Genomic DNA, 25,675 nt, shown 5'->3' on the forward strand with positions numbered 1-25,675 from the left:
GAGCCGACGCGCCCGGGGACGGTGGGCACGAAGCCGTGCAATCTGCGTTCCTGCCCTTCGACCAGGATTGTGCGTGCGCTCCCATCGGAATCGCCAGGTCGGGCGGGCGGGGCGGCTACCGTCGCTGAACGCGGATCGTCGCCCGGAGCATTGAAGAACAGGAGATTCGATACTGGTTTTACTCAGCTGACGCGAGCTCGGACCGACGACATTTCCAGCGTCACGCTACGCAACGTTCCATATTTCGACTATTATAGAAATATGGAATCGAACCAAATCATCGCCGCGCTTGCAGCGCTCGCGCACGAGTCCCGGCTCGCCGTATTTCGCGCGCTCGTCCAGGCCGGGCCGGAAGGCATGTCCGCCGGGCAGATCGCCACGTTGCTGGACGTGCCGCCGTCGTCACTGTCCTTCCATTTGAAGGAACTGGCGTATGCGCAACTCGTGACGAGCCGGCAAGAAGGCCGCTTCGTGTTCTATTGCGGAAACTTCGCGACGATGAACGGCTTGGTCGCGTACCTCACCGAGAACTGCTGCGGCGGCAATCCATGTTCGCCGGTGTCGGCGTGCTCCACGCCCGGTAGCGGCCAATCCTGACGCGCCTTCGCGTGCATCGCCCATGACCACGAACGTACTGATTCTCTGCACCCACAACTCCGCCCGCAGCGTGCTGGCGGAGGGCATGCTCAATTTCTGGGCCGCGAGGCTCGGCAAGGACGTCCGGGCGTACAGCGCCGGCAGTGCGCCGAGCGGTCGCCTCAATCCGTTCGCGCTGGAGGCGCTCACGAACGCCGGCGCGGACGTCGACGGATACCGCAGTAAAAGCTGGGACGAATTCGTCGGCGACGGGGCGCCCGAGATGCGTGTCGTCATCACGGTGTGCGATAGTGCGGCAGCCGAAACGTGCCCGTACTGGCCCGGCAGCCCCGTCAAGGTCCATTGGGGTTACGCCGATCCGTCGAATGCGGTCGGGGATGACGAAGGCAGGCGACTTGCCTTCGACCTGACGCGTCAGGCGATCGGCTATCGCATGCTGCAGTTGCTGGCGTTGCCGCTCGAGCGCATGAGCAATGCCGAGTTTCAGGACGCGTTGACCGATATCTCGCGAAACTGATCGCCCATACCGCGGCCCGCCGCCGACGCGAGCGGCGCGCGACGCCTTCGAGACCGAACCCCGTGCAATGACCACGTACAACGCTGCCCCGCCGAGCAAGGCCGCTGCCAACAAGCCGGCCATCAATTTCTTCGAGCGCTACCTTACTGTCTGGGTCGCGCTGTGTATCGTCGCAGGTATCGCGCTCGGCCGGGTGCTGCCCGGTTTGTTCCAGCAGATCGGCCGGATGGAATACGCGCAGGTCAATCTGCCCGTCGGGCTGCTGATCTGGGTGATGATCATCCCGATGCTCGTCAAGGTCGACTTCGCCGCGTTGCACGAGGTACGTCGGCACGTGAAAGGCATCGGCGTCACGCTCGTCGTGAACTGGCTCGTCAAGCCGTTCTCGATGGCGTTCCTGGGCTGGCTGTTCATTCGCCACCTGTTCGCACCGATGTTGCCGACGGACCAGCTCGATAGCTACATCGCGGGCCTGATTCTGCTTGCCGCGGCGCCGTGTACGGCGATGGTATTCGTGTGGAGTCGGCTCACGGATGGCGATCCGCTGTTCACGTTGTCGCAGGTCGCGCTGAACGACAGCATCATGGTGATCGCGTTCGCACCGCTGGTCGGGCTGCTGCTCGGCATGTCGGCGATCGCCGTACCGTGGGCGACGCTGGTCACATCGGTCGTGCTGTACATCGTCGTTCCGGTGATCCTCGCGCAGTTGTGGCGCAAGCGCCTGCTCGCAAAGGGCGCGGCCGCATTCGATGCCGCGATGGTGAGGATTGCTCCCTGGTCGATCGCCGCGCTTCTCGCGACGCTCGTACTCCTGTTCGCATTTCAAGGCGCGGCGATTCTGGCGCAGCCGCTCGTGATCGCGCTGCTCGCGGTACCGATCCTGATTCAGGTGTTCTTCAATTCGGCACTGGCCTACTGGCTCAACCGCGCGGTCGGCGAGAAGCACAGCGTTGCATGTCCGTCGGCGCTCATCGGCGCGTCCAACTTCTTCGAGCTGGCCGTCGCGGCGGCGATCAGCCTGTTCGGATTTCACTCGGGCGCCGCGCTGGCGACCGTCGTCGGCGTGCTGATCGAGGTACCGGTGATGTTGCTGGTCGTGCGTGTCGTCAATCGGTCGAAGGGCTGGTACGAGTGCCGGGCCTGAACACATCGGAGCATCTGCACATGACCGACTACCTGAACGATTTACCGCAACTCGACACCGCGCTGTTCCGCGTGCCGGATGCCGCCCAATTGCGGCCGGCGGCGCCGTCGACTCATCCTCCCCGGATTCTGCTGCTCTATGGGTCGCTGCGCGAGCGCTCGTTCAGCCGCTTGCTGGTCGAGGAAGCGGCACGCTTGCTTACGGCGATGGGCGCCGAAGTCCGCGTGTTCAATCCGAGCGGGCTGCCGCTACCGGATGACGCGCCCGACAGTCATCCCAAGGTCGTCGAGCTGCGCGAGTTCGTGATGTGGTCGGAAGGGATGGTGTGGTGCTCGCCGGAGCGGCACGGCGCGATGACGGGCATCATGAAGTCGCAGGTCGACTGGATTCCGCTGTCGATCGGCGCCGTGCGGCCGACGCAGGGCAAGACGCTCGCGGTGATGCAGGTGAGCGGCGGTTCGCAGTCGTTCAACGCGGTGAACCAGATGCGTGTGCTCGGACGCTGGATGCGCATGCTGACCATCCCGAACCAGTCGTCGGTGGCGAAGGCGTTCATGGAGTTCGACGAAGCGGGGCGGATGAAGCCATCCGCTTATTTCGATCGTGTCGTGGACGTGATGGAAGAATTGGTCAAATTTACGTTGCTGACGAGAGACATCGGTCCGTACCTGGTCGATCGGTACAGCGAACGGAAGGAGAGCGCCGAAGCGCTTTCACGGCGTGTGAACCAGCGAAGCATCTAGCATCCGACGGAAGGAGCGAAGATGGAGATCCGTTGCGCCGCTGTCGATGACTTGCCGTCGATTGAAGCATTGCTGCGCGAGAACGCCTTGCCAGCCGACGGCGTCGCAAGCCATGTGCAACGTTTCGTCGTTGCGATCGAGCATTCGACGATATGCGGATGCGGGGGTATCGAGTATTACGGTGACGTCGCGCTGCTGCGTTCCGTTGCGGTCGCCGCGCACGTACGCGATGCCGGCGTCGGGCGGGTGATCGTGTCGCGGCTCGTGGATGCGTGCCTGTCCCGCAACGTTCGGTCGTTGGTGCTGCTCACGACGACCGCGGAGAGCTATTTCGCCCGTCTGGGTTTCGTGCGCGTTGCACGAGGGGACGTGCCGTCTGCGGTGCTCGCGTCGCCGCAGTTTCAGGGCGTGTGTCCGGAGTCGGCCGTTTCAATGCTGCGGGTTCTTTAAGCGTTACGGCGATCACCGCACGCTTCGGGGGGCTGCCGGCAACCGCATTCGATGCGCGGTTTCGAGCCTTCTGTCCGGCCAGGAGCCTTCCGGCAGGGCAACGTAGTGAGGTACGGAGTATCGAGACGGCGATCAACCAAACTGCGACGTCAGCCATCCCTCCGCCCATTTAGTTGCGTACGCAACTGCATCGTCGCGACGCTCGAAGGCCGCCAGATCGCCGCTCGTGTGTACTTCTCGCTCCGCTCCGTCCACGAGTATCGTGGTAATCCTCACGTGTGCGACGTACTGCCGATCGGCCCTGCGTGGTGTCGGATCGATCCGGAACCGTGTCGAATTGAAGAGCATTTTCTTCTCCAGACGTTGTCATCGTCGAGAATCGCTGTCGGCCCATGCGAGCCGATCATTGAGCCATCGCCTCGGGTGCTGGCTGCTGTTGCCTGCATGCTCGCCCTGTACGAGAAGGTCGCTATCGGACCTGCTTCCGAAGGTATCCGGGACGGCGGCCTCGAGCGATCGTCAGGTCGCGGACATCACACGGGGACGCGGGCAAGGCCTTATCGCCTGGGGTGCTTCATTTCCTCGGCTTCCACGATCGCGAGTCGTTCTTCGCTTGCGGAACCGGATTCCATGGCTTCGTCGATCGATGCCAGCGCATACTCGCAGGCGAGCTTCGTTTCCTCGACGCCAGGCTCGGGCTCCTCGTCGTCGTCGCTGGGCGGCGGGGAAAGCATGTCTTCAAGCATCATCGCCAGTTCCGGGGTGTCCCATTGTTCCCCCCTTTGCTCTTTCTTCTTGATGTAGTGCCGGATTTCCGCGTCTTGCTCGGGCGAAAGTGGAAGGTGCCGAAACGTGTTGCGTGGATTGGTGTCGATCATGATGTTGCTCCGAAGTTTGAATCCGATTCGCTCGAACGGCCTCCCGGATTACGCGTGCACGGGAAAAGGGTGCGAAACGAGGCGCCTACTTGCGGGGGCGCGAATCCTGGATTCGTCCGAGGCGCCCCAAAAGCTCGTCCACCTGAAGTTCGAGGATCCTGTTTCGCTCGGACTGCGTGCGAAGTTTGTTGAGCCTGATGCGCCAATACGCTGGATCGCTGACCGACGATCTGTTGACGAACGCATGCCGTGCCTGCTCAAGCAGGCCGATCGCTCGCCTGATATGTACCAGTTCGCGTTCCGCATCACAGTACCCGTTCATGTTTGCCGCCTTTTGATTGCGTTTTGCCTCTTGACGGGCTGCCCGCTAGAACACTCGAGTTCACGGCGCAGGAGCCGATTGCGAACTGGGGCGTTGCCGCACGACGGGTGTCGCAAGAGGAGGGAAGGTTGTGCGCAAGCAGGGGCGACACGAAACCGGGGAGAGGGGCGAGCCGTCAATCTGCAAATGGGGCTCGGATGAGACCATCATACGCGCATCGCCGATGACGCAACGGTTTTATTTCGGCTGCGACGCGACGTACTCGTATCCGATGCCGTCGTTCGTGATCGCCCATTTTTAAAGACTACGAACAGACAGGGCGCGCCGCTCGAGAGGCGAACGCAGCGGAAAAAACGGCGCTGGTTCGGGCCGTGCAGGTGCCGGCTTCGCCGGCTGATATCCGTCGTCACGTGCAGGCAGCGATCCGCTTGCAGACCGGGCGATCGCGATGCGCGCGAGAGCGCCTTCGGCAAGTGCAAGGCGGAGAAATCTGCGTCGCCCTGCGCTGCCTGTTCCCATGTATAGTGGGCCTCCCCCCTGTGGAGTGACCAACATGCCGGCATACCCGTTTTTTCTCTACAAGGGGTACGAACTTCATCCTCTTGTCTTCTCCCGCACGTTCGATCGCTTTGACCGACATTCCCGTTACGCCGAAGGGTATGACGTCGCGGTGCGAATCTGTCGTCCGGCATCGATGGCCAGCTCTCCGGAAGGTCGCGTTTTTCGGCTAAACCAGCCCGAGGCATTCTCCGATTTCGGCGTGGCGAGGCGCGCTGCCGGGCAGCAGGGAAAGGACATCGTCGACGGGAAGGTGAGCGGCGCTTCGGTCGTCGACATGTGAACGCGCTGCGGGCGTACGCGGGCAATCGACCGGCGTCGTCGCTGCTGGCCTGTTTCACCGTCGTTTTTTGTGGAAAAAACGATCCGGGTGGACATCGGCGGGACGCATCTCGGCGCGAAGTGACGAGCCTGGCGCCGGGGTTCTTCCAGACCGGTATCGGTCGTGCAAATCAACGTCGATGTGCTTGCGCATTGTCTCGCGTGCCGCGAGGCGGGTTGCGCACGGGTTCGCAGCGGTTAGCGAACTCCCGCTCCGGTTACCGGCTGCCCTCTGACCCTCAACGGAGCGTCCCATGTATCGGATGATCGTGTACCGCGGATTCGAAATCCATGTCGAACTCACGCCGGCCGCTGCGGATCTCTACGACGTCACGTTTCAGATCAAGGGCGCGGACAATCTTCGTGTCGTGGGTGGGCGCGGCGGCAAGATTTCGCTGCACAACGGCCCCTATACGCGCCGGTGGGCTTATCTCATCGCTGAAGCCGCCGGGCGTGCTGCAATCGATGTGCTCCTCGGCGTGGTCGTCGGGGACGATAACCCCGTCGCCTGACGCGGGTTGGGCGTCTGTCGGTGCGCGGGAATATTGTCGTTTGCGGGTTATCGCGCGGTTACGAATGGCGCGAGAAGGATGCGGGATTTGTATCGGCCGTCCTGGAAACCAACGGCGGATATTCGCCGATCGCGAATAAACGCTCCTTCCCGGCAATCCCGTATCGGCAGCGCCAGCGCTTGGCGCCGGATGACTGAACCCCGAGATACGGCGCCATTGGCGCCCGTAAGTTTGGTAGGCTTGTCGCCTGTGTTTGCTCGTCGGATCTCGACGTCGGCAAGTGGCACGATGAGACGCGGGGGCCGCCCTCGAAGATTGCAGGCGATACCCGCTTTTTCTCGGCCGAGCGCGACTTCGAGCGAATGCGAGCGAACGGTGGGAAGGGCCGACAGCGCCCGACTGGCAACGGTTGCAGGCGAAGCGCCGAACCAACACGAACAGGAGCGAACGAAGTGATCAGACATATCGTCATGTGGAAGTTGAAGGAATCGGCGGAAGGCGCGACGCGTGCGCAGAACGCGCTGAAGCTGAAGGAAAAGCTCGAAGGCTGCCGCGACCTCGTGCCGGGTACCCTGCAGATCGACGTCGGCGTGGCGACGCCGGGCCTCGACGCGACCGCCGACATCGTGCTCGTCTCCGATTTCGCCGACAAGGCCGCGCTCGACGCATACCAGGTGCATCCGGTCCACCAGGAAGTGAAGAAATTCGTCGTCGCGGTGGCCGAATCGCGCGAGTGCGTCGACTACATCGTCGACAACGCACGATGAGCGACGCGGCAACCCCGACGGAAGGCCCGTCGATCGAAAGCCCGTTCGTCGATCTGCTCGGCGTGCAGCTCGTGTCCGCGAAGGATGGCGCGAGCGAGATCGTGCTGCCGCTCGAGGAGCGCCACATGAACACGTGGAGCATCGCGCACGGCGGCGTGACGATGACGCTCGCCGATATCGCGCTCGCGATGGCGGCGCGCAGCCTGACCGACGACGGCGTCGGCGTCGTCACGGTCGAGATGAAGGTGAACTTCATGCAGCCGGGCCGCGGCGAGCTGCGCGCTTACGGGCGCGTGATGCACCGCTCGACGACGATGGCCTACTGCGAAGGCGAAGTGCGCGACAGCGACGGCAATTTCGTCGCGAAGGCGCTCGGTACGTTCAAGTACATGCGGCGGCTCGCGGTCGGCCGCGACATCAAGCGGCAACGCTCGCGCACCGCGCCGGACGCCCAGCCCGGCCCGAGCGACGCGTAAGCATCCGTCACGCACGGCCCTGTCTCTTCGATGAGGCAGGGCCGTCTCGTTTTGGAGCACGGGCTGGCCGGCACACCGCGCGCCGCGCCCGCCGGGCGCGCGCGTGGCATCATGTCACGCTTGTCCGTTCACGGCGCCACGCCGGCGCCGTCCATACCGATGCCGCTGAATCCGAAGATCGCCCAGGTGCTCGACATGATCGAGCGCGCGAAACGCCCGTCGTACCACCACCAGACGCCGCAGCAGGCGCGCGCCGCATACGAGAAGAGCGCGCCGATCCTCGACGTCGCACCGGCGCCGATGCATGCGGTGGAGGAATGCGCCGTGCCGACGCGGGACGGCCGCACGATCGGTGCGCGGCTGTATCTGCCGGTCGAGCCGAGCCTGGCCGAGCCGCTGCCCGCGCTCGTGTACTACCACGGCGGCGGCTTCACGGTCGGCAGCGTCGACACGCACGATGCGCTGTGCCGGATGTTCGCGCACGATGCGCGATGCGCGGTCCTGTCGGTCGGCTACCGGCTCGCGCCCGAACACAGGTTTCCGACCGCGGTGAACGACGCGGACGACGCATTGCAGTGGCTGCATCGCGAGGCCGCCACATTCGGCATCGACGCCGCGCGGCTGGCGGTCGGCGGCGACAGTGCGGGCGGGACGCTCGCGACGGTGTGCGCGGTGCTCGCGCGCGACGCGGGCATTCGCCTTGCGCTGCAACTGCTGATCTATCCGGGCGTGACGGGCCACCAGGACACCGAATCGCACGCACGGCTCGCGAACGGCTACCTGCTGACGCAGGACACGATCCAGTGGTTCTTCGCGCAATACGTGCGCGATCGGGCGGACCGCGACGGCTGGCGTTTCGCGCCGCTCGACGGCACGCGCGATGCGCCGTCGTTCGCGGGTGTCGCGCCGGCATGGATCGCGACGGCCGAATTCGATCCGCTGAGCGACGAGGGCGCCGCGTACGCGGACAAGTTGCGCGCGGCCGGCAACGCGGTCACGCTGGTCCGCTATCCGGGGATGATCCACGAATTCTTCAAGATGGGCGGCTACGTGCCGGAAGTGCGGGCCGCGCATGCCGATGCGGTCGCGGCGCTGAAGGCTGCATTCGACGAAGTTTGACGGCGAGCGCGTGAAGGCGCGCATGCCGCGGGAGAGCTGCGATGACGAACGGCGTGGGCGTGGTGGAAACGGGCGACTGGACGGTACTGGGCGGCGACGCTGCGCGGATTCGCGACGCGGTGTTCGTGCGCGAGCAGCAGATTCCGCCGGAATGGGAACTCGACGACGACGATCCGCTGTCGCTGCATGCGGTCGCGTACCGGACCGACGCGGCGACCGGCGTGCGCCGCGCGGTCGCGACGGGGCGATTGCTGCCGTCCGGCACGATCGGCCGCGTCGCGGTGCTGGCCGACGTGCGCGGGCAGGGTGTCGGGTCGGCCGTGCTGAATGCGCTGCTGGACGCCGCACGGCGCCGCGGCGAAGCGGTCGTGCGGCTGTACGCGCAGGATTCGGCGGTGTCGTTCTATCTGCGGCACGGCTTCGCGGCGGTCGGCGAACCGTTCGTCGAAGCCGGCGTGCCGCACGTCGAGATGGCACGCGCGCCGTAGCGCGCAATGCGTGCGTTCAGCGCGGCCGCGTCGCGTCGATATCGAACGTGAACGCGCGCTCGAACGCGCCCGGGCGGGCGGTCCGGTGCGAGCCGTCGTCGTCGCTGCGCTCCTTGATCTCGACCGTCAGCCGCACGCCTTCCTTCATCGTGACGCGCAGCGCCGTGGTGCCGCGCGTGCCGTATTCGGGTGTCTCGATGAACGCGGCCGACAGCGCACGTTCGCGCTCGATCGGAATGCCCGTGTGCGGCAGGGCGTCGTCGTCCGCGACGTGCGGGTCGCGCATCAGCGCGATCAGTTCGTCGAGCGACGGGGTCGGATTGTCGGTGAGCAGCGTGCCGAGTTCCGCGCGCTTGCGCACCACTTTCGGCCAGGGCGTGTCGAGCCGCGCATTCGACAGCGCATGCACGCCCGGCGCGATCGCGACGGGCGCGGCGACACGGCTTTCGCCCTCGGGCGCGCGGTTGCAGAACCATGCGAGTTCGCGCCGGCGCCAGTCGCCGACGAGCAGGTTGAAGCCGTTGTACACGGCCGCGTGCTCGGCAAGCTGCGCGAGATAGTCGAGCGGTGCGGCGGACGGGCCGCCGAGAAAGTCGGATACCAGCTTGCCGCGGGTCGGCGCGCCCGCGCGGATGTCGAACGGCGCGCGGTAGTTGGTCAGCGCGGCGAAGCGGCCGTCGCGCGATACGCCGAGCCACGTGCCGCCCGCTTCGAGATCGCGGCCGGCCAGTACGCCCGGCACGTCCTCCCACCACGAGAGCGGCGCGCTGGTCCGGCGAAAGAACTCGTCGCGATTGGCGGCGAGGGTAAACACGGGACCGGCGGCGGAATCGGGCTGCCAGTCGAAGGCAATCAGACACATCGGGCGAATCTCTCGCAGGAAACGTCGCGCGCCGGCTGCGACTCGCGAGCCGGCGCGCGAACGGGTTGTCAGTGCATCAGGCTTCGGTCGGCCACGCGTACGGCAGCGCATCGAACGCGAGCGCCGGGCCGTCGGCCGAACCGAGGTGCACCGTGCCGCCGTCGAGCGCGGCGAGCTTGATCTCGACCAGCGCGTCGACGCCGCCGGCCGGCGCGGCCGCCGCATTGACGATCATCCCGCACGGCTGGCCCGGGTCGTCGCTATGGAACAGCTCGACGCCGGCATGCACGGTATCGGTGTCGCCGGCGACGTGCGCGAGCGCGGTGCGGCGCTTGATCGTGCCGCGGTACTGGCTGCGCGCCACCACTTCCTGGCCCGGGTAGCACCCTTTCCTGAAGTTAACGGCACCGATCACGTCGAAGTTGACCATCTGCGGGACGAACTGTTCGACGGCCGGCTGCGTGATGCGCGGCTCGCCCGCGCGAACGTCGAGCCAGTCCCATACGGCGGGCGACACGATGGGCAGCGTGCCGGCCAGCGCGGCGACGCGCGCGTCGACTTCGGCGCGCGGGCCGATCCACAAATAGCGCTTGCGGCCGGCCGCATCGGGCACGCGGATCAATGCGCCGGCCGGGCCGTCGACCTTCACGTGCACGCCGTCGGGCAGCGCATCGAAGATGCCCGACAGCGCCTCGCGCACGTCGCCGACGAAGCCGGCCACCGCGAGCGTGTCGCTCGCGTCCGTCAGCTTCGCCTTCGCGCGCAGCACGAACATCGACAGCCGCTTCTGCGCGGCCGGCTGCACGTCTTTCGACACGAGCAGGCGCACGCCGTGGCCGGCCCGCCACGCGAGGAACGACGCGAGCAAGCGGCCTTTCGGCGAGCAGTACCCGGACAGCCGGGCGCTGCCGGCGTCGAGATGCTCGATGTCGTTGGTGAGCTGGCTGTGCAGGAACGTCGCGGCGTCGTCGCCGGCCACGTCGATCACACCGAACTGCGGCAGCGGCATGCAGGCGCCCGGCGCTTCGAAATCGGCGGCGGACGGGCGGGGGAAAACGGGGAGCGAGGCAGATGCGGCCTGGGCAGCCGGTGAAGCGAACGGTGTGCTCATGGAATGAGGGAACAGTCAACCCTGACTTTGACGGAGGCGAGCAAGTATTATATGGGTCTTACCTGAGTCACGTTTCCATGTCCCTACTGAAGAAATGCGCCGCGACGATCGTGGCGCTGGCCGTCGTTGTGGCCGCTGCCGGCGCGGGCGGCGGGTATTACTGGGCGACCCGGCCGCTGTTGCTGGGCTCGGCATCGCTCGACGTCACGATCAAGCCGCGCAGCAGCGTGAAGAGCGTCGCATTGCAGCTCAAGCGCGGCGGCGTGCCGGTCGAGCCGCTCGCCTTCGTCGCGATGACGCGCGTGCTCGGGCTGTCGAGCCGGCTCAAATCGGGCAACTACGAATTCAAGACCGGCATCACGCCTTATGACGTGCTGCAGAAGATCGCGCGCGGCGACGTGAACGAGTACGTCGCGACGGTCATCGAGGGCTGGACCTTCAAGCGGATGCGCGCGGAACTCGACGCGAACCCCGATCTGGCGCATTCGACGGCCGGCATGAGCGACGCCGAGCTGCTGCGCGCGATCGGCGCATCGGACGGCGCGGTGCAGCGCGGCAGCGGCGAGGGGCTGTTCTTTCCCGATACCTACCTGTTCGACAAGGGCACGAGCGACCTGAACATCTATCGGCGCGCCTACCGGCTGATGCAGACGCGCATCGACGAGGCATGGGCCGCGCGCACGCCGGGGCTGCCGTACAAGACGCCTTACGAAATGCTGACGATCGCGTCGATCATCGAGAAGGAAACCGGCCACGCGGCCGACCGCGCGTTCGTCGCGGCCGTGTTCGCGAACCGGCTGCGGATCGGCATGCCGCTGCAGACCGATCCGTCGGTGATCTACGGGCTCGGCGACGCGTACGACGGCCGTCTGCGCAAGCGCGACCTGCAGGCCGACACTCCTTACAATACCTACACCCGACGCGGGCTGCCGCCCACGCCGATCGCGTTGCCGGGTGTCGCCGCGCTGCAGGCGGCGATCAATCCGGCTCCGACGAGCGCGCTCTATTTCGTCGCGAAGGGCGACGGCACGAGCGTGTTCTCGGACACGCTCGGCGACCACAACAAGGCCGTGGACAAGTACATACGAGGTCAATAATGGCGAGCGGTAAATTCATCACGTTCGAAGGCATCGACGGGGCGGGGAAGACCACCCACCTGTCATGGTTCTGCGAACGCCTCCAGGGCCGGCTGGCCGCGGCCGGCCGGCAGGTCGTCGTCACCCGCGAGCCGGGCGGCACGCAGCTCGGCGAGAAACTGCGCGAGATCCTGCTGAACCAGCCGATGGATCTCGAGACGGAAGCGCTGTTGATGTTCGCCGCGCGTCGCGAGCATCTCGCGCTCGTGATCGAGCCGGCGCTCGCGCGCGGCGACTGGGTCGTGTCGGATCGCTTCACCGACGCGACCTTCGCGTACCAGGGCGGCGGGCGCGGGCTGCCGCGCGACAAGCTCGAGACGCTCGAGCGCTGGGTGCAGGGCGGTTTCCAGCCCGACCTCACGGTGTTGTTCGACGTCGCGCCGCAGGTCGCGAGCGAGCGTCGCGGCGCCGCGCGCATGCCCGACAAGTTCGAAAGCGAGTCCGACGCGTTCTTCACCCGCACGCGGGCCGAATATCTGCGGCGCGCGGAAGAGGCGCCGCACCGCTTCGCGATCGTCGACGCGACGCGATCGATTCCCGAGATCCGCCAGCAGCTCGAACGCGTGCTCGCCGCGCTGTAACCCGCAAGGAACGCACCCCATGATCTATCCGTGGCAAACCGACGACTGGAACCGCCTGCAGCAACTGCGCGCGCAATGGCCGCATGCGCTGCTGCTGCACGGTCAGGCCGGGATCGGCAAGCTGCAGTTCGCGCAGCATCTCGCGCAGGGCTTCCTGTGCGAATCGCCGCAGCCGAACGGCGAACCGTGCGGCGCCTGCGCGGCCTGCAACTGGTTCTCGCAGGGCAACCATCCGGACTACCGGATCGTGCTGCCCGAGGCGCTAGCGGGCGAGGCGCCGGGTGCGGCGGACGACGCGAAGCCGGCCGATGCGGACGAAGGCGGCAAGAAGACGCGCGCGCCGAGCAAGGAAATCAAGATCGAGCAGGTGCGCGCGCTGCTCGACTTCTGCGGGGTGGGTTCGCACCGCGGCGGCGCGCGCGTCGTCGTGCTGTATCCGGCCGAGGCGCTCAACGTCGCCGCGTCGAACGCGCTGCTGAAAACGCTGGAGGAGCCGCCGGCCGGCGTCGTGTTCCTGCTCGTGTCGGCGCGCATCGACCGCTTGTTGCCGACGATCATCAGCCGCTGCCGCCAGTGGCCGATGAGCGTGCCGGCGCCGGAGGCCGCCGCCGCGTGGCTCGCCGCGCAGGGTGTCGATCACGCCAGCGCGCTGCTCGCCGAAGCCGGCGGCGCGCCGCTCGCCGCGTTGGCGCTCGCGAGCGACGAGAACCGCCCGCTGCGCGACTACACGCTGGGGCAACTGGCCGCCGGTGCGGGCTGCGATCCGTTCGCATGCGGCGAGACGCTGCAGAAGCTGCCGGTGCCGCTGGTGCTCGGCTGGTTGCAGCGCTGGCTGTACGATCTGCTCGCCCAGCGGATGGCCGGTGCGCCGCGCTACTTCCCGATGCACGCGGCGGCCCTTGCGCGCTGCGCGGAAGCAGTCGACGCGAACGCCTTCGCGCGCTTCATGAAAGCCGTGACGCGGCAGCGGACGGTCGAGAACCATCCGCTCAACGCGCGGCTCGTATTCGAGGAATTGTTTCTCGGATATCGGGAAATGTTTGCTTGATCCGGCATTGCTTCCGATGAGTTGCGAAACGATGAACGGATCACGCGGGGGCGCGACCGTGGCCGGCCGGCCCGCCCACGCCGCCCGGTGCCGCATGCCGGCGGGCGCATGAGCGCCCGTCTCACGTATTCAGGAAACACGATGTTCGTCGACTCTCACTGCCACATCAATTTCAAGGGCCTGGCCGACCGTCTGCCGGCCGTTCTCGAGAACATGCGCGAGCACGACGTCACGCACGCGCTGTGCGTCTCGGTCGATTTCGAGACGCTGCCCGACGTGCTCGCGATCGCCGAAGCGCACGACAACGTGTACGCATCGGTCGGCGTGCATCCCGATCACGAGGAGATGCGCGAGCCGACGCTCGCCGAGCTCGTCGAGCTGGCCGCGCACCCGAAGGTCGTCGCGATCGGCGAAACCGGCCTCGATTACTACCGCCTCGAAGGCCGCTCGATCGCCGACATGGAATGGCAGCGCGAACGCTTTCGCACGCACATCCGCGCGGCGACCGCGACGATGAAGCCGCTGATCATCCACACGCGCGCGTCGTCGGAGGACACGCTGCGGATCATGGCCGAGGAGCGCGCGGACGTGCCGGGCGGCGTGATGCACTGCTTCACCGAGCCGTGGCCGGTCGCCGAGCAGGCGCTCGCGCAGAACTTCCATATCTCGCTGTCGGGTATCGTCACGTTCAAGAGCGCGACCGACGTGCAGGACGTCGCGCGGCGCGTGCCGCTCGACCGGCTGCTGATCGAGACCGACTCGCCGTACCTCGCGCCGGTGCCGTATCGCGGCAAGCCGAATGAACCTGCGTACGTCAGCCATGTCGGACGCTTTATCGCATCCGAACGCGGGATCGCCGTCGAGGCGCTCGCCGATGCGACGACGCAGAACTTTTTCCGGCTGTTCAAGATCGCTCGCTAACGACGTGCGCGCAGCCGACAACCCAGGGAAGGAGCCCACAACAATGACGAAGCCGACCAACCATTTGCCCAAACGCGCACTCGTTGCGGCCGCATTCGTCGCGAGCGGGCTGTTCGCCGCCGCCGGCGCGCATGCCGAGTCGCTCGACGCGATCGTCAAGGCCGTCAAGTTCGACGACATCGCCGATATCGGCAAGCAGCTCAAGAGCGGCAAGCTCGATCCGAACACGCTCGCGCCGAATGGCGACCCGATCCTCGTGATCGCCGCGCGCGAGAAGTCCGACAAGGTCGCGGCGGCGATCGCCACGACGCCGAACGTCGATCTCGAGAAGGAAGACAAGGCCGGCGAAAACGCGCTGATGCTCGCGTCGCTGAACGGCGACCTCGATCTCGTCAAGCTGCTGATCGACAAGGGCGCGGAAGTCGGCAAGAAGGGCTGGGCGCCGCTGCACTACGCGGCGACCAACGGCCAGGACGCGGTCGTCAAGGTGCTGCTCGACCATGACGCGTACATCGACACCGCATCGCCGAACGGCACGACGCCGCTGATGATGGCCGCGCGCGGCAACCATGCGTCGACGGTCACGCTGCTGCTCGACCAGGGCGCCGATCCGCAGGTGAAGAACCAGCTCGGCATCACCGCGCTCGAGTTCGCGAAGCACTACAACGCGCCGGACGCGATCGGGATCCTGAGCAAGCGGACGACGCGTATCGGTGCGGGGGCGCCGGCAGATGCTCAAAAGAGTGCAAAATAACGGTTTTTGGTGCGGCGACGGCTGTCCGCCCGGCCGGCTTCCGGCCGGAGCCGGCGGGCATCCGGCGCCGCACCGGCCAACGCAGCAGGCGGTCTCCGGCCGCATTGACATAAGGAACACCATGTTGCGCGCAATGTTTTGTGCCGCGGCGTTTGCCGTGCCGTTGTCGGCGGCGGCTTTCACGGGCGCGGATCTCGACCGGCTGTGCGCGAAGACGGACGTCAAGTCGCGGGCGTCGTGCGCGGCCTATATCGAAGGCGCCGCCGACGGCGTCTACAACACGATCGATGCGATCGGCGGCACCACGGGGCCGCGCGTCGGTCAGTACTTCTGTCTGCCGCCCGACATCCGGGCGCAACAGATGACGGACGCGGTGCGCAAGTACATCGCGGAAAATCCGAAGCTGGCCGACTACAACGCGAGCACCGCGGTGTCGCTCGGTCTCGGCAAGGCGTTTCCCTGCAGGAGCGGCAACTGATCTGACGCCGTGTCCGGGCGCGTGCGCGGCCCGGACGTCGCCGACGCATCCAGGACGAAGCCTGTGCGCTTCATCACTCGAGGGCGCCGATGATTTCAATCGAGGAACTGCAGCGCATCGCCGATGCGCCGTTGCATTCGTGGCTCGGCACGCTGGGCGTGTCGGTCATCGTCATACTGGTCGTCACGGTCGTGCACCGCCTCGGCGCGCGCGTCGTCAAGCGTGTCGCGCAGCCGTATCCGCTGATGAGCGCGATCCTGCGCTACATCGACAAGCCGTCGCTCGTCGTGCTGGCGCTGCTGGCGCTCGAATTCCTGTGGCTCCAGGCGGACGACGGCATGTCGTTCGTGCGCGGCATGCGCACCGCGGCCGCGGTCGGCTCCATCGTGTCGCTCACGTGGCTGCTGGTGCGGCTCGCGGCCGGCGTCGGCGACGCGATCATCCAGGCCCATCCGATCGATACGGCCGACAATCTCCAGGCGCGGCGCATCCATACGCAGGCCAAGGTCCTCGTGCGGACCGTGATGGTGCTGATCGTGATCATCGGCACAGGCGCCGCGCTGATGACGTTCCCGAACGTGCGCCAGATCGGCGCGAGCCTGCTGGCATCGGCCGGTGTGGCAGGGCTGGTCGCCGGTATCGCCGCGCGGCCGGTGCTCGGCAACCTGATTGCCGGGTTGCAGATCGCGCTCACGCAGCCGATCCGGCTCGACGACGTGGTCGTGATCCAGGGCGAGTGGGGGCGCATCGAGGAAATCACCGGCTCGTTCGTGTCGGTGCGACTGTGGGACCAGCGGCGTCTCGTCGTGCCGCTGCAATGGATCATCGAGAATCCGTTCACGAACTGGACGCGCAGCAGTGCGGAGATCATCGGCACCGTTTACCTGTCGGTCGATTACCGCACGCCGCTCGCGCCGCTGCGCGAGGAACTCGCACGGCTCGTCCACGCCGCGCCGGAATGGGACGGCCGCGTGCAGGTGCTGCAGGTGACCGATGCGACGGAGCGCACGATGCAGCTGCGTGCGCTCGTCAGCGCGGCCGACTCGTCGTCGTGCTGGGATCTGCGCTGCCGCGTGCGCGAAGGGCTGATCGCCTATCTGCAGAACCGCTATCCGCAATGCCTGCCGCGCAACCGGATGGAGCTGTATCCGCACGAATCCGCGCCCGATGCGCCGAATCCTGAACGGCCGCACGCGCGGTCGCCTGCCGCCAGCACGGCGGCCAACACCGCAGCCGATCCGCAGGCCGTCGACGGCCGCTGAACGCGGCCCCGGCGCCTGCCTGCCATGCCCCATTGCCCATTCCCATGACCGCGCTGAAGACGCTCGCCATCGCCAATTACCGCTCGCTGCGCGAGCTGATCGTGCCGCTCGCGGGGCTCAACGTCGTCACGGGGCCGAACGGCAGCGGCAAGTCGAGCGTGTACCGCGCGCTGCGGCTGCTCGCCGACACCGCGCAGGGCCGCGTGATCCCGTCGCTCGCGCGCGAGGGCGGCTTGCCGTCGGCGTTATGGGCCGGCCCCGAGCGCTTCTCGCGCGCGATGCTGGCCGGCGAGGTGCCGGTGACGGGCACCGTGCGCAGCGGGCCGGTGAGCCTGAAGCTCGGCTTCGCGTGCGACGATTTCGGCTATTCGATCGATCTCGGCCTGCCGCTGCCGAGCAGCTCGGCGTTCGCGCTCGATCCGGTGATCAAGCGCGAATGCATCTGGGGCGGCGCGTTGCCGCGCCCGTCCACGCTGCTGGTCGACCGGCAGGGCGCGCAGATTCGCGCGCGTACCGCGTCGGGCGACTGGCAGACGATTCCGCAACCGGTCGCCAGCTTCGACAGCATGATGACCGAGTTCGCCGATCCGACCGGGGCGCCCGAGATGATCGCGGTGCGCGAGCGGATCCGCTCGTGGCGCTTCTACGACCATTTCCGAACCGATGCGCGGGCGCCGGCGCGCCAGTCGCACATCGGTACCCATACGCCGGTGCTCGCGGACGACGGGGCCGACCTGGCCGCCGCGCTGCAGACCATCCGCGAAATCGGCGACGGCGTGGCACTCGATGCGGCGATCGACGACGCGTTTCCCGGTGCGTCGGTCGAGATCGACAATCCGGGCGGCCGCGGCCGCTTCGACGTGCTGATGCGCCAGCCGGGGCTGCTGCGGCCGCTGACGGCGGCCGAGCTGTCCGACGGCACGCTGCGCTACCTGCTGCTGGCGGCCGCGCTGCTGACGCCGCGGCCGCCGGCGCTGATGGTGCTGAACGAACCCGAGACGAGCCTGCATCCCGATCTGCTGCCGGCGCTCGGCCGCCTGATCGCGCAGGCCGCCCGGCGTTCGCAGGTGCTGGTCGTGTCGCACGCGGCGCGTCTCATCGCGACGCTCGAGCGCGAGGCCGGCTGCGAATCGCTGGTGCTCGACAAGCAGCTCGGTGCGACCGCGCTCGTCGATGCCGACTCGCGCGACCTGCCGGCCTGGAAGTGGCCGTCGCGCTGACAGCCTGATGGCGTGCTTTGGGTCGTGATCGGCGCCGAAGGCATCGGATCGGCCCCGGCCGCCTCGATGCGAGGCGGGCGGTCCGGCTCGGCGGAATGTATCCGGTCTGTAACAACCCCCAAAAAATGAAAGACCGGCGGTTCCGCTCGGCGGGATCGCGAATAATAATGAGATAACCGGCTGGCGCCACGCCGGCCGGCGCGGCATGGACGCGGGCAGGGTGCGCGCAAGCGCGGACCCCCGGCGGCTGCACCGCAACGGACAGGACACAGGAGACGTGGACCATGAGAATTGCCCAGATCGCCCCGCTGACCGAATCCGTGCCGCCGAAGCTGTACGGCGGCACGGAGCGCGTCGTGTCCTACATCACCGAGGCGCTAGTCGAACTCGGCCATGATGTGACGCTGTTCGCGAGCGGCGATTCGACCACGCGCGCGAAGCTGGAGCCCGTGTGGCCGCGCGCGCTGCGGCTCGATTCGTCGATCCGCGACCGGGTCGCGCCGCACATGCTGCTGATGGAGACGGTCGCGCGCCGCGCGAAGGATTTCGACGTGCTCCATTTCCACATGGACTACTACTCGTTCTCGGTCTTCAACCGACAGGAAACGCCTTACGTGACGACGCTGCACGGCCGGCTCGACCTGCCCGAGCAGCAACCGGTGTTCGACACGTTCAACACGGCGCCGGTGATCTCGATTTCCAATTCGCAGCGCCAGCCGTTGCCGCAGGCGAAATGGCTGACGACCGTCTATCACGGGCTGCCCGATGCGCTGTACCTGCCGCAGCCCGTCGAGCCGCGCTATCTCGCGTTCCTCGGCCGCATCTCGCCGGAAAAACGCGTCGACACCGCGATCCGCATTGCCCGCCAGTGCGGGCTGCCGATCCGGATCGCCGCGAAGATCGACGCGGCCGACCAGGAATACTTCGACCGCGAGATCAAGCCGCTCTTCGCGTTGCCGCACGTCGAATACATCGGCGAGATCGCCGATCACGAGAAGGCTGAATTCCTGTCGGGCGCGCATGCGCTGCTGTTTCCGATCGACTGGCCGGAGCCGTTCGGCCTGGTGATGATCGAGGCGATGTCGTGCGGCACGCCGGTGATCGCGTTCAACCGCGGCGCGGTGCCCGAAGTGGTGGACGAGGGGGTGTCGGGTTTCATCGTCGAGGATGAGATCAGCGCGGTGGCCGCCGTGAACCGGCTGCACCTGCTGCCGCGTGCGCGCGTGCGCCAGCGCTTCGAGGAGCGCTTCACGTCGCGCCGGATGGCGCAGGAGTACGTGGACGTGTACCAGTCGGTGATCCGCGCGCAGAAGCGCTCGCGCTTCAAGGTGATCGACTCGACGACCTGATCGGCCTGACCGGACCGCCTCGGCGCACGGCGCCGGCGGATAAAAAAACGGCGATGCCCGCCAGGACATCGCCGTTTGCGCATGACCCGCGCGCGGCACGCGCGGGCAGTGCGTCAACGTCAGATCTTGAGCTTCGTGACCTTCGTGCCGTTGATCGACACGTCGCCCATCAGGCCGGCGTTGGTCAGCACGACGACCTGGATCGGTGCAGTGGCCGTGTTGGAGTCGACCGCGCCGTTCGCGCCCATCTTCACGAGTGCGACCGATGCGCCGGCGCCGGCTGCCCAGCCGTCCGAGTTGCGGAATTCGTCGAGCGCCTGCTGCGTCATGAACAGGAACACGATCGCCTTCGACTGCGCGCCGGCCTGCAGGCCGACCGACAGCGACGACGTGTTGTAGTAGCCGACCGTGCTGCCGCCGACGCGCAGCGCGCCGTTGCCAGACTGGCCGCCGACGATGAAGCCGGCCTGGAGCACTTCGGGGAAGACCAGCACGCCGCGCGATTTCGCGACGAGCTCGCGCGAACCCTTGACCGTGGAGTACATGCGCGACAGCGTGGCGTCGACGCTCGCGTCGATCGACTGGCGTTTGGACGCGTTGGTCGCGGCGTTGTCCGGCTTGTCCGGGGTGGTGGTGCAACCGGTGAGCGCGAGGCTACCGACGATGAGCGCAGCGGCGGCTTTCAGCACAAGATTCCGTTTTTGCATCGTTGTTCTCCATCGGATGATGTTCGGAGTGAGTCTCGCTCAAGGAGCGGATCACGTCGGCAGTTATATCACAGCGGCTTACGGCCTCTTTTCGTTGCCGCGTGAAAAAGCGTCAAATCGCGTGGGGGTGTCGCAGCGCGCCAACGGACGAAGCGGCGCCGACGCGTGGGGCGCGCCGCGGGCGTGGTCGGCATGCGGGGCGCGCGACGGTCGGGCGGGAAGGCGGCGGCGTTTGTGGCGCGCGCCGGTGTCAGTGCGGGACGGGCGGAACGGGCGGCTTGATCGGCGGGCGGCGCAGCGCGCGGCGGATCAGCGCGATCACGACGCCGCACGCGAACAGGAATGCGGCCGGCACGACCCAGTAGCCGACGAACGCGTGCCACAGATAGCCGGCGAGCGTATTGCGGCGCACCACGTATTCGTCGCGAGCCGCCTGCTGGCGCGGCGCGTTGGCGGCGAGCACCTCGGCCGGGCAGCCGGCCGCGCGCGCTTCGTCAGGATCCCCGTGGCACTTCGCGGCGGCGCCGGCGGCCTGCTGCGCGTCGGTGAGCTGCCAGGTGGTCAGCGCGAGCTGCAGGTCCGCCTTGTTGTAGGCCATTTCCTCGCGGATCTCGCGTACGGCGACGATCGCGACGGGCACCGCCCAGAACACGATCACGATCAGCCAGCGGCGGAACCAGCGGTGTTGTCTCCATGCCATCCAAGCCTCCGTTTGACGCGCGTGCGCGTCCGTCTCGAGGGCGGCCCGATGGCGCTTCTTGGTCTTGGGTGGGCCGCGTTGCAGCCATCATAGAAGAAAACGCGGCGAATTGCCGCACCATGTGGGGGCGCCGGGCCGGCAGGCGGAAAAACGGGGCGGGAAATGCTGGAATGCGTGCGTCGATGCGCATGCAACGAAAACGAAAAATGCCGCGCCCGCCGAAGCGGGGCGCGGCATTCGAGACGGGAGCGCCGGAACTCAGGCGGCCGGCTGGTTGCTCAGGCAGCTCTTCATGAACGTCTTGCGATCGTCGCCCTTCTTGCCGGTGGCCTGTGTGTTGCATGCCTTCATCTTTTCCTGCTGCGTCATCGCCTTCGCGGGCTTCGCCGACAGGCAGTCCTTCATGAACGCCTTGCGTTCGTCGCCCGTCTTTCCGGATGCCTGGGTGTTACAGGCCTTCATCTTGTCCTGCTGGCTGTTCGCCGCGAATGCGGGGGAAGCCAGCATGCCGCCGAGAAGCACTGCGGCTACGAGCGATTGGATTTTCATTTCGACACTCCCATGGGGTGAATTGCGTGTGATCGACGCCGTCACGAAGCGCGACGCGACGAGGACAGGGCCACATCGCACCACGCGCTCCGATTATGGCAAATCAAGGTGAAAACACCAAAACGGCACTTCCTATAACGTTGCGCACGCCACGGCCGTTGACGGCGCGCGCGGCCCGGAGATCGGGACAAACCATGATGCGCGCCGGCCTCTGCCGGCCGCCGCGCCGGAACCTGCCGGCTCCCGGCCGCGAGCCATTACAATCGCGGCCATGAATACACCGAACACCGCATCCCCTTCGTCCGCGGCGGCGCTGCCGCGCATCGCCGTACTCGCCACCGGCGGCACGATCGCCGGCGCCGCGCCCGACGCGGCCAGCACGGCCGGCTACCAGGCCGGCGCGCTCGGCGTCAATTTCCTGGTCGACGCCGTGCCGGCGCTCGCGTCGGTCGCACGCATCGACGCGGAGCAGGTCGCCAGCATCGACAGCAAGGATCTCGCGCTGCCGCTGTGGAACACGCTCGCCGCGCGGATCGACGCGCTGATGGCCGACCCGGCCATCGACGGCATCGTGATCACCCACGGCACCGATACGCTCGAGGAAACCGCGTATGCGCTGCATCTGGTCGTCCGGGGCGACAAGCCGGTCGTGCTGACGGCCGCGATGCGGCCGGCCACCGCGCTGTCGTCCGACGGCCCGCTGAACCTGCTGAACGCGGTGACGGTGGCCGCGCATCCGTCCGCGCGCGGGCAGGGCGTGCTGGTCGCGTTCAACAACCGGATCCACGGCGCGCGCGACGTCGTGAAGACGAGCACCTATGCGGTCGACGCGTTCCATTCCCCGGAGCTCGGCGCGCTCGGCTGGGTGCAGGACGGCCGCGTCGAATTCGCGCGCCGCGTCACACGCACGCGTGACACGCAACTGGCGATCGCCGCGGCGTGGCCGCCGGTCGAAGTCGTCGCGAGCTATGCGGGCGTGACGCGCACGGCCGTCGACGCGCTCGTCGCGGCCGGCGTGCGCGGACTCGTCGTCGCGGGCACCGGCAACGGGTCGATCCATACGACGCTGCAGGCGGCGCTCGCCGATGCGGTGAATGCGGGCGTGGCGGTGGTCCGTGCGTCGCGCGTCGGTTCGGGACACGTGATGCGCAACGGCGCCGCGAGCGACGATGCGCTCGGTTTCGTGAGCGCGGGCTCGCTGCATCCGTTCAAGGCGCGCGTGCTGCTGATGCTCGCGCTCGCGAACGGCATTCAGGATCGAGACGCACTGCAGCGCGCATTCGATACGCTGTGACGGATGGCACGCCGCTCGGGCGGCGTGCGGCGCGCATAAAAAATGGCAGGCCACTGGCCTGCCATTTTTGCGTCGGTGCTACGAGAACGCTCGGGACTGCGCGCTCAGGACTGCGGCGGAATCACGAGCTTCTGGCCCGGGTAGATCCGGTCCGGGCTCGACAGCATCGGCTTGTTCGCCTCGAAGATCGCCGGGTACTTGTTCGCATCGCCATACACTTCCTTGGCGATCGCCGACAGCGTGTCGCCCGGCTTCACGTCGTGGTACTGCACTTCCGGATCGTCCGGTTGCAGATCGTCGTCGTTGACGCCCGCGACGCCTTGCACGTTACCGGCCGCGACCTTGACCTTCGCCTTCGTGTCGAGATCGGCAACGCTGCCCGACAGCGTGACGGTGCGCGATGCGCCGTCGAACGCGACGGTCAGGTTCGACGTGTCGAGATTTTGCGAGTTGATGTAATTCTTGATCGCATCGGCCGCGGTCTGGTTCGCGGCATTCGGATCTTCCGCTGCCTGTGCATCGGCGTGACCCAGCAGTTTTTCACCCGCCTCCTTGATAAACGAAAGAAGACCCATCGTTGCACTCCTTAGGTGGTTGAAAAGAAAACGCGCCGTGAAGTGGCGAAAAAAACACCGCGCTGGGTGCGGGCCCCGGAAGGGGCGCGCAGGCGCGGCGGTTTTCTCGAAAGGCGTGGCGAAAGTGTAGGCGTTCAACGCGACGATTGCATGAAAAATCGCACGCTCGAACGTAAAGAAATGTAATACGCGAAATCCGACAGGCGGACACCCGACGACGACGTCTGACCGACCAAGGCTTCCCCGGCGCCGCCGGGTGCCGCTGCGGACCCCACCACGCCGCTCTCAGCCCAGAGCGGCGTTTTTCGCCCCGTCCCGCACGCCGTTGGCGATGCGGGGCGGGGCGCCCCACCGTGATGCGCGCGTGCGTCGCGCATCGATGCGACCGGCCGCGGCCGAGTCGCGTGTATTCGTCGCGCGCCTGCGCCATCGCGGCGAAAGCGCGCGTTGCCGCATCCGCGTTACGCGGCCGGCGTCTGGCCGATCTCGAAGTTCGACATGATCTCGAGCGCTCGCACGAGGGCCGAGTGATCCCATGCCTTGCCGCCGTGCGATGCGCACACACTGAACAGCTGCTGCGCGCTCGCGGTGTGCGGCAGCGCGAGGCCGAGCTTGCGTGCGCCGTCGAGCGCGAGGTTCAGGTCCTTCTGGTGCAGCTCGATGCGGAAGCCCGGATCGAACGTGCGCTTGGTCATCCGCGCGCCGTGCACTTCGAGGATGCGCGACGCGGCGAAGCCGCCCATCAGCGCCTGGCGCACACGCTCCGGATCGGCGCCCGAGCGCGCGGCGAACAGCAGCGCTTCGCCGACCGCCTCGATGTTCAGCGCGACGATGATCTGGTTCGCGACCTTGCAGGTCTGCCCCGCGCCGTTGTCGCCGACGAGCGTGATGTTCTTGCCCATCTTCTCGAACAGCGGCTTCGCGCGCTCGAACGCCTGCTCCGGGCCCCCGACCATGATCGTCAGCGTCGCTTCGCGCGCGCCGACTTCGCCGCCGGACACCGGCGCGTCGAGGTAGTCGCAGCCGAGTGCGTTGATCTGCTTGGCGAATTCCTGCGTGTCGAGCGGCGAGATCGAGCTCATGTCGATCACGAGCTTGCCGGCGGTCAGGCCCTTCGCGACGCCGTCGTCGGCGAACAGCACGTTACGCACGTCGGGCGTGTCCGGCACCATCGAGATGATGATGTCGGCGTGCCGCGCGACTTCGGTCGAGCTCGCGACGACCTTCGCGCTGCCGCGCAGGTCGTCCGGAATCGGGAACGCACCGTTCACGACGAGCTGATGATCGCCCTTGAGCAGGTTGCGCGCCATGTGCGCGCCCATGATGCCGAGGCCGATGAAACCGATGGTTGCCATGTGAAAGTCTCCTATGGGGCTGAAAACGGGAAGGGTGCGACTCAGGCGGCGCGACGCGCCGAGGCCGGTGCGCAACCGGCCACGCTTTGCAGCCAGCCGAGGCCTTCCGTCGTGGTGGTACGGGGCTTGTATTCGCAGCCGACGTAGCCGGCATAGCCGAGCCGGTCGAGCAGCGCGAACAGGAACGCGTAGTTGATCTCGCCGGTGCCCGGCTCGTTGCGGCCCGGGTTGTCCGCGAGCTGGACGTGGCCGATCGACGCGAGGTTGCGTTCGATCGTCGCGGCCAGTTCGCCTTCCATGCGTTGCATGTGATAGATGTCATACTGCAGGAACAGGTTGTCCGAGCCGACCGCGCGGATCACGTCGAGCCCTTCGGACGAGCGGTTCAGCGCAAAGCCCGGGATGTCGAAGCTGTTGCACGGCTCGACGAGCAGGCGGATGCCTTCGCGCTTGAGCGCATCGGCGGCGAAGCGCAGGTTGTCGACGATCGTCACGAACGTCTTGTCGCGCGCCGTGCTCGCCGACGGGATGCCGACGAGGCAGTTCAGCTGCGGCACCTTCAGCGCCTTCGCATACTCGATCGCACGGCCGACACCTTCCTGGAACTCGTCGACGCGATCGGGCAGACACGCGATGCCGCGCTCGCCCAGGTCCCAGTTGCCGGCAGGCAGGTTGTGCAGCACGAGGCGCAGACGGTGCGTCTCGAGCCGTTCGGCGAGTTCCTCTTTCGCGTACGGATACGGGAACAGGAACTCGACGGCGTCGAAGCCCGCGTCCGCGGCCGCCTTGAAGCGGTCGAGGAACGGCACTTCGTTGAACAGCATGGTCAGGTTTGCAGCAAACTTCGGCATGAGCTAAGCCTCTTCGGTCGGTCAGTCAAA

The 25,675-nt window shown here is 67.0% G+C and carries 32 protein-coding genes; 21 read left to right on the plus strand and 11 right to left on the minus strand.

Going from position 1 to position 25,675, the window contains the following annotated elements; genetic code table 11:
• Nucleotides 1-261 precede the first annotated feature (261 nt).
• The 5 genes from HWX09_RS16615 to arsN2 all read left to right on the plus strand — a co-directional run bounded on the left by HWX09_RS16615 (nt 262) and on the right by arsN2 (nt 3,451).
• Nucleotides 262-597 carry a metalloregulator ArsR/SmtB family transcription factor gene (locus HWX09_RS16615; protein ID WP_027784668.1) on the plus strand — a complete coding sequence of 112 codons (336 nt, stop codon included), beginning with the start codon at nt 262-264 and terminating at the stop codon, nt 595-597.
• Between the two features lie 22 nt (nt 598-619).
• On the plus strand, nt 620-1,114 hold the full coding sequence (locus HWX09_RS16620) for an arsenate reductase ArsC (RefSeq protein WP_027784667.1): 495 nt from the start codon (nt 620-622) through the stop codon (nt 1,112-1,114).
• A 67-nt stretch (nt 1,115-1,181) separates the two neighbouring features.
• A complete protein-coding gene (gene arsB / locus HWX09_RS16625) occupies nt 1,182-2,258 on the plus strand; it encodes an ACR3 family arsenite efflux transporter (RefSeq protein WP_027784666.1) in 1,077 nt (358 codons plus the stop codon).
• Between the two features lie 20 nt (nt 2,259-2,278).
• Nucleotides 2,279-3,001, plus strand: coding sequence for an arsenical resistance protein ArsH (arsH, locus tag HWX09_RS16630; RefSeq protein ID WP_027784665.1), 723 nt, complete (start codon nt 2,279-2,281; stop codon nt 2,999-3,001).
• 21 nt (nt 3,002-3,022) lie between these two features.
• The gene (arsN2, locus tag HWX09_RS16635) at nt 3,023-3,451 is read left to right on the plus strand and encodes an arsenic resistance N-acetyltransferase ArsN2 (protein WP_027784664.1); all 429 of its coding nucleotides are present in this window, start codon (nt 3,023-3,025) and stop codon (nt 3,449-3,451) included.
• A gap of 132 nt (nt 3,452-3,583) precedes the next feature.
• On the opposite strand, the gene HWX09_RS33635 is transcribed toward arsN2, so the two are convergent.
• From HWX09_RS33635 to HWX09_RS16645, 3 genes are all read right to left on the minus strand, one after another.
• Nucleotides 3,584-3,799, minus strand: coding sequence for a hypothetical protein (locus tag HWX09_RS33635; RefSeq protein ID WP_080681343.1), 216 nt, complete (start codon nt 3,797-3,799; stop codon nt 3,584-3,586).
• A 209-nt stretch (nt 3,800-4,008) separates the two neighbouring features.
• The gene (locus tag HWX09_RS16640; protein WP_027784663.1) at nt 4,009-4,329 is read right to left on the minus strand and encodes a hypothetical protein; all 321 of its coding nucleotides are present in this window, start codon (nt 4,327-4,329) and stop codon (nt 4,009-4,011) included.
• 85 nt (nt 4,330-4,414) lie between these two features.
• Nucleotides 4,415-4,651: a hypothetical protein gene (locus tag HWX09_RS16645; protein WP_027784662.1), complete on the minus strand. Its 237-nt coding sequence runs from the start codon at nt 4,649-4,651 to the stop codon at nt 4,415-4,417.
• A gap of 553 nt (nt 4,652-5,204) precedes the next feature.
• Between HWX09_RS16645 and HWX09_RS16650 the strand changes: the two genes are divergently transcribed.
• The 6 genes from HWX09_RS16650 (at nt 5,205) to HWX09_RS16675 (ending at nt 8,892) form a co-directional block, all read left to right on the plus strand.
• Nucleotides 5,205-5,492, plus strand: a complete 288-nt coding sequence (locus HWX09_RS16650) for a hypothetical protein (RefSeq protein WP_027784661.1) — start codon at nt 5,205-5,207, stop codon at nt 5,490-5,492.
• Nucleotides 5,493-5,784: 292 nt separating this feature from the next.
• Nucleotides 5,785-6,042 carry a hypothetical protein gene (locus tag HWX09_RS16655; protein WP_027784660.1) on the plus strand — a complete coding sequence of 86 codons (258 nt, stop codon included), beginning with the start codon at nt 5,785-5,787 and terminating at the stop codon, nt 6,040-6,042.
• A 452-nt stretch (nt 6,043-6,494) separates the two neighbouring features.
• Nucleotides 6,495-6,809: a Dabb family protein gene (locus HWX09_RS16660; RefSeq protein WP_006483902.1), complete on the plus strand. Its 315-nt coding sequence runs from the start codon at nt 6,495-6,497 to the stop codon at nt 6,807-6,809.
• Nucleotides 6,806-7,285, plus strand: coding sequence for a PaaI family thioesterase (locus HWX09_RS16665; RefSeq protein WP_006483907.1), 480 nt, complete (start codon nt 6,806-6,808; stop codon nt 7,283-7,285). Before HWX09_RS16660 ends, HWX09_RS16665 begins: the two co-directional genes overlap by 4 nt.
• Nucleotides 7,286-7,444: 159 nt before the next feature.
• On the plus strand, nt 7,445-8,404 hold the full coding sequence (locus tag HWX09_RS16670; protein WP_027784659.1) for an alpha/beta hydrolase: 960 nt from the start codon (nt 7,445-7,447) through the stop codon (nt 8,402-8,404).
• A 41-nt stretch (nt 8,405-8,445) separates the two neighbouring features.
• A complete protein-coding gene (locus tag HWX09_RS16675; RefSeq protein ID WP_027784658.1) occupies nt 8,446-8,892 on the plus strand; it encodes a GNAT family N-acetyltransferase in 447 nt (148 codons plus the stop codon).
• 16 nt (nt 8,893-8,908) lie between these two features.
• Here HWX09_RS16675 and HWX09_RS16680 read toward each other — a convergent pair whose 3' ends face one another.
• Nucleotides 8,909-9,754, minus strand: a complete 846-nt coding sequence (locus tag HWX09_RS16680) for an NRDE family protein (protein ID WP_027784657.1) — start codon at nt 9,752-9,754, stop codon at nt 8,909-8,911.
• A 76-nt stretch (nt 9,755-9,830) separates the two neighbouring features.
• The gene (locus HWX09_RS16685; protein WP_027784656.1) at nt 9,831-10,865 is read right to left on the minus strand and encodes a folate-binding protein YgfZ; all 1,035 of its coding nucleotides are present in this window, start codon (nt 10,863-10,865) and stop codon (nt 9,831-9,833) included.
• Nucleotides 10,866-10,942: 77 nt separating this feature from the next.
• On the opposite strand from HWX09_RS16685, the gene mltG reads away from it, so the two are divergent.
• From mltG to HWX09_RS16730, 9 genes are all read left to right on the plus strand, one after another.
• Nucleotides 10,943-11,962 carry an endolytic transglycosylase MltG gene (gene mltG / locus HWX09_RS16690; RefSeq protein WP_027784655.1) on the plus strand — a complete coding sequence of 340 codons (1,020 nt, stop codon included), beginning with the start codon at nt 10,943-10,945 and terminating at the stop codon, nt 11,960-11,962.
• The gene (gene tmk, locus HWX09_RS16695) at nt 11,962-12,582 is read left to right on the plus strand and encodes a dTMP kinase (protein ID WP_027784654.1); all 621 of its coding nucleotides are present in this window, start codon (nt 11,962-11,964) and stop codon (nt 12,580-12,582) included. The genes mltG and tmk overlap by 1 nt, the downstream gene beginning before the upstream one ends.
• Nucleotides 12,583-12,601: 19 nt before the next feature.
• Entirely contained in the window at nt 12,602-13,630 is a 1,029-nt protein-coding gene (locus HWX09_RS16700; RefSeq protein WP_027784653.1) for a DNA polymerase III subunit delta', read from the plus strand.
• 141 nt (nt 13,631-13,771) lie between these two features.
• Nucleotides 13,772-14,551 (plus strand): TatD family hydrolase, encoded by a 780-nt coding sequence (locus HWX09_RS16705; RefSeq protein ID WP_027784652.1) that lies wholly within the window; start codon nt 13,772-13,774, stop codon nt 14,549-14,551.
• Between the two features lie 43 nt (nt 14,552-14,594).
• Nucleotides 14,595-15,305 carry an ankyrin repeat domain-containing protein gene (locus HWX09_RS16710; RefSeq protein ID WP_027784651.1) on the plus strand — a complete coding sequence of 237 codons (711 nt, stop codon included), beginning with the start codon at nt 14,595-14,597 and terminating at the stop codon, nt 15,303-15,305.
• 121 nt (nt 15,306-15,426) lie between these two features.
• Nucleotides 15,427-15,783 (plus strand): Rap1a/Tai family immunity protein, encoded by a 357-nt coding sequence (locus HWX09_RS16715; RefSeq protein ID WP_006485939.1) that lies wholly within the window; start codon nt 15,427-15,429, stop codon nt 15,781-15,783.
• A gap of 89 nt (nt 15,784-15,872) precedes the next feature.
• Nucleotides 15,873-17,045, plus strand: coding sequence for a mechanosensitive ion channel domain-containing protein (locus tag HWX09_RS16720; RefSeq protein ID WP_027784650.1), 1,173 nt, complete (start codon nt 15,873-15,875; stop codon nt 17,043-17,045).
• Between the two features lie 44 nt (nt 17,046-17,089).
• Nucleotides 17,090-18,265 (plus strand): AAA family ATPase, encoded by a 1,176-nt coding sequence (locus HWX09_RS16725; RefSeq protein WP_027784649.1) that lies wholly within the window; start codon nt 17,090-17,092, stop codon nt 18,263-18,265.
• A gap of 284 nt (nt 18,266-18,549) precedes the next feature.
• Nucleotides 18,550-19,614, plus strand: coding sequence for a glycosyltransferase family 4 protein (locus tag HWX09_RS16730; RefSeq protein ID WP_027784648.1), 1,065 nt, complete (start codon nt 18,550-18,552; stop codon nt 19,612-19,614).
• A 119-nt stretch (nt 19,615-19,733) separates the two neighbouring features.
• On the opposite strand, the gene HWX09_RS16735 is transcribed toward HWX09_RS16730, so the two are convergent.
• The 3 genes from HWX09_RS16735 to HWX09_RS16745 form a co-directional block, all read right to left on the minus strand.
• Nucleotides 19,734-20,321 (minus strand): YSC84-related protein, encoded by a 588-nt coding sequence (locus HWX09_RS16735; RefSeq protein ID WP_027784647.1) that lies wholly within the window; start codon nt 20,319-20,321, stop codon nt 19,734-19,736.
• A 250-nt stretch (nt 20,322-20,571) separates the two neighbouring features.
• Nucleotides 20,572-21,021: a membrane protein gene (locus HWX09_RS16740; RefSeq protein ID WP_027784646.1), complete on the minus strand. Its 450-nt coding sequence runs from the start codon at nt 21,019-21,021 to the stop codon at nt 20,572-20,574.
• A gap of 258 nt (nt 21,022-21,279) precedes the next feature.
• Entirely contained in the window at nt 21,280-21,570 is a 291-nt protein-coding gene (locus tag HWX09_RS16745; protein ID WP_027784645.1) for a PsiF family protein, read from the minus strand.
• 271 nt (nt 21,571-21,841) lie between these two features.
• Here HWX09_RS16745 and HWX09_RS16750 point away from each other — a divergent pair, with 271 nt between their 5' ends.
• Nucleotides 21,842-22,864: an asparaginase gene (locus HWX09_RS16750; protein WP_027784644.1), complete on the plus strand. Its 1,023-nt coding sequence runs from the start codon at nt 21,842-21,844 to the stop codon at nt 22,862-22,864.
• Nucleotides 22,865-22,968: 104 nt separating this feature from the next.
• On the opposite strand, the gene lysM is transcribed toward HWX09_RS16750, so the two are convergent.
• From lysM to hyi, 3 genes are all read right to left on the minus strand, one after another.
• Nucleotides 22,969-23,439: a peptidoglycan-binding protein LysM gene (gene lysM, locus HWX09_RS16755; RefSeq protein WP_027784643.1), complete on the minus strand. Its 471-nt coding sequence runs from the start codon at nt 23,437-23,439 to the stop codon at nt 22,969-22,971.
• Nucleotides 23,440-23,900: 461 nt separating this feature from the next.
• Nucleotides 23,901-24,794 (minus strand): 2-hydroxy-3-oxopropionate reductase, encoded by an 894-nt coding sequence (locus HWX09_RS16760; protein WP_027784642.1) that lies wholly within the window; start codon nt 24,792-24,794, stop codon nt 23,901-23,903.
• A 41-nt stretch (nt 24,795-24,835) separates the two neighbouring features.
• Nucleotides 24,836-25,645 carry a hydroxypyruvate isomerase gene (hyi, locus tag HWX09_RS16765; RefSeq protein ID WP_027784641.1) on the minus strand — a complete coding sequence of 270 codons (810 nt, stop codon included), beginning with the start codon at nt 25,643-25,645 and terminating at the stop codon, nt 24,836-24,838.
• Nucleotides 25,646-25,675 lie beyond the last annotated feature (30 nt).

Origin of the sequence: Burkholderia sp. BCC1208 (genome assembly GCF_902833095.1) — a bacterium.
GTDB lineage: Bacteria > Pseudomonadota > Gammaproteobacteria > Burkholderiales > Burkholderiaceae > Burkholderia.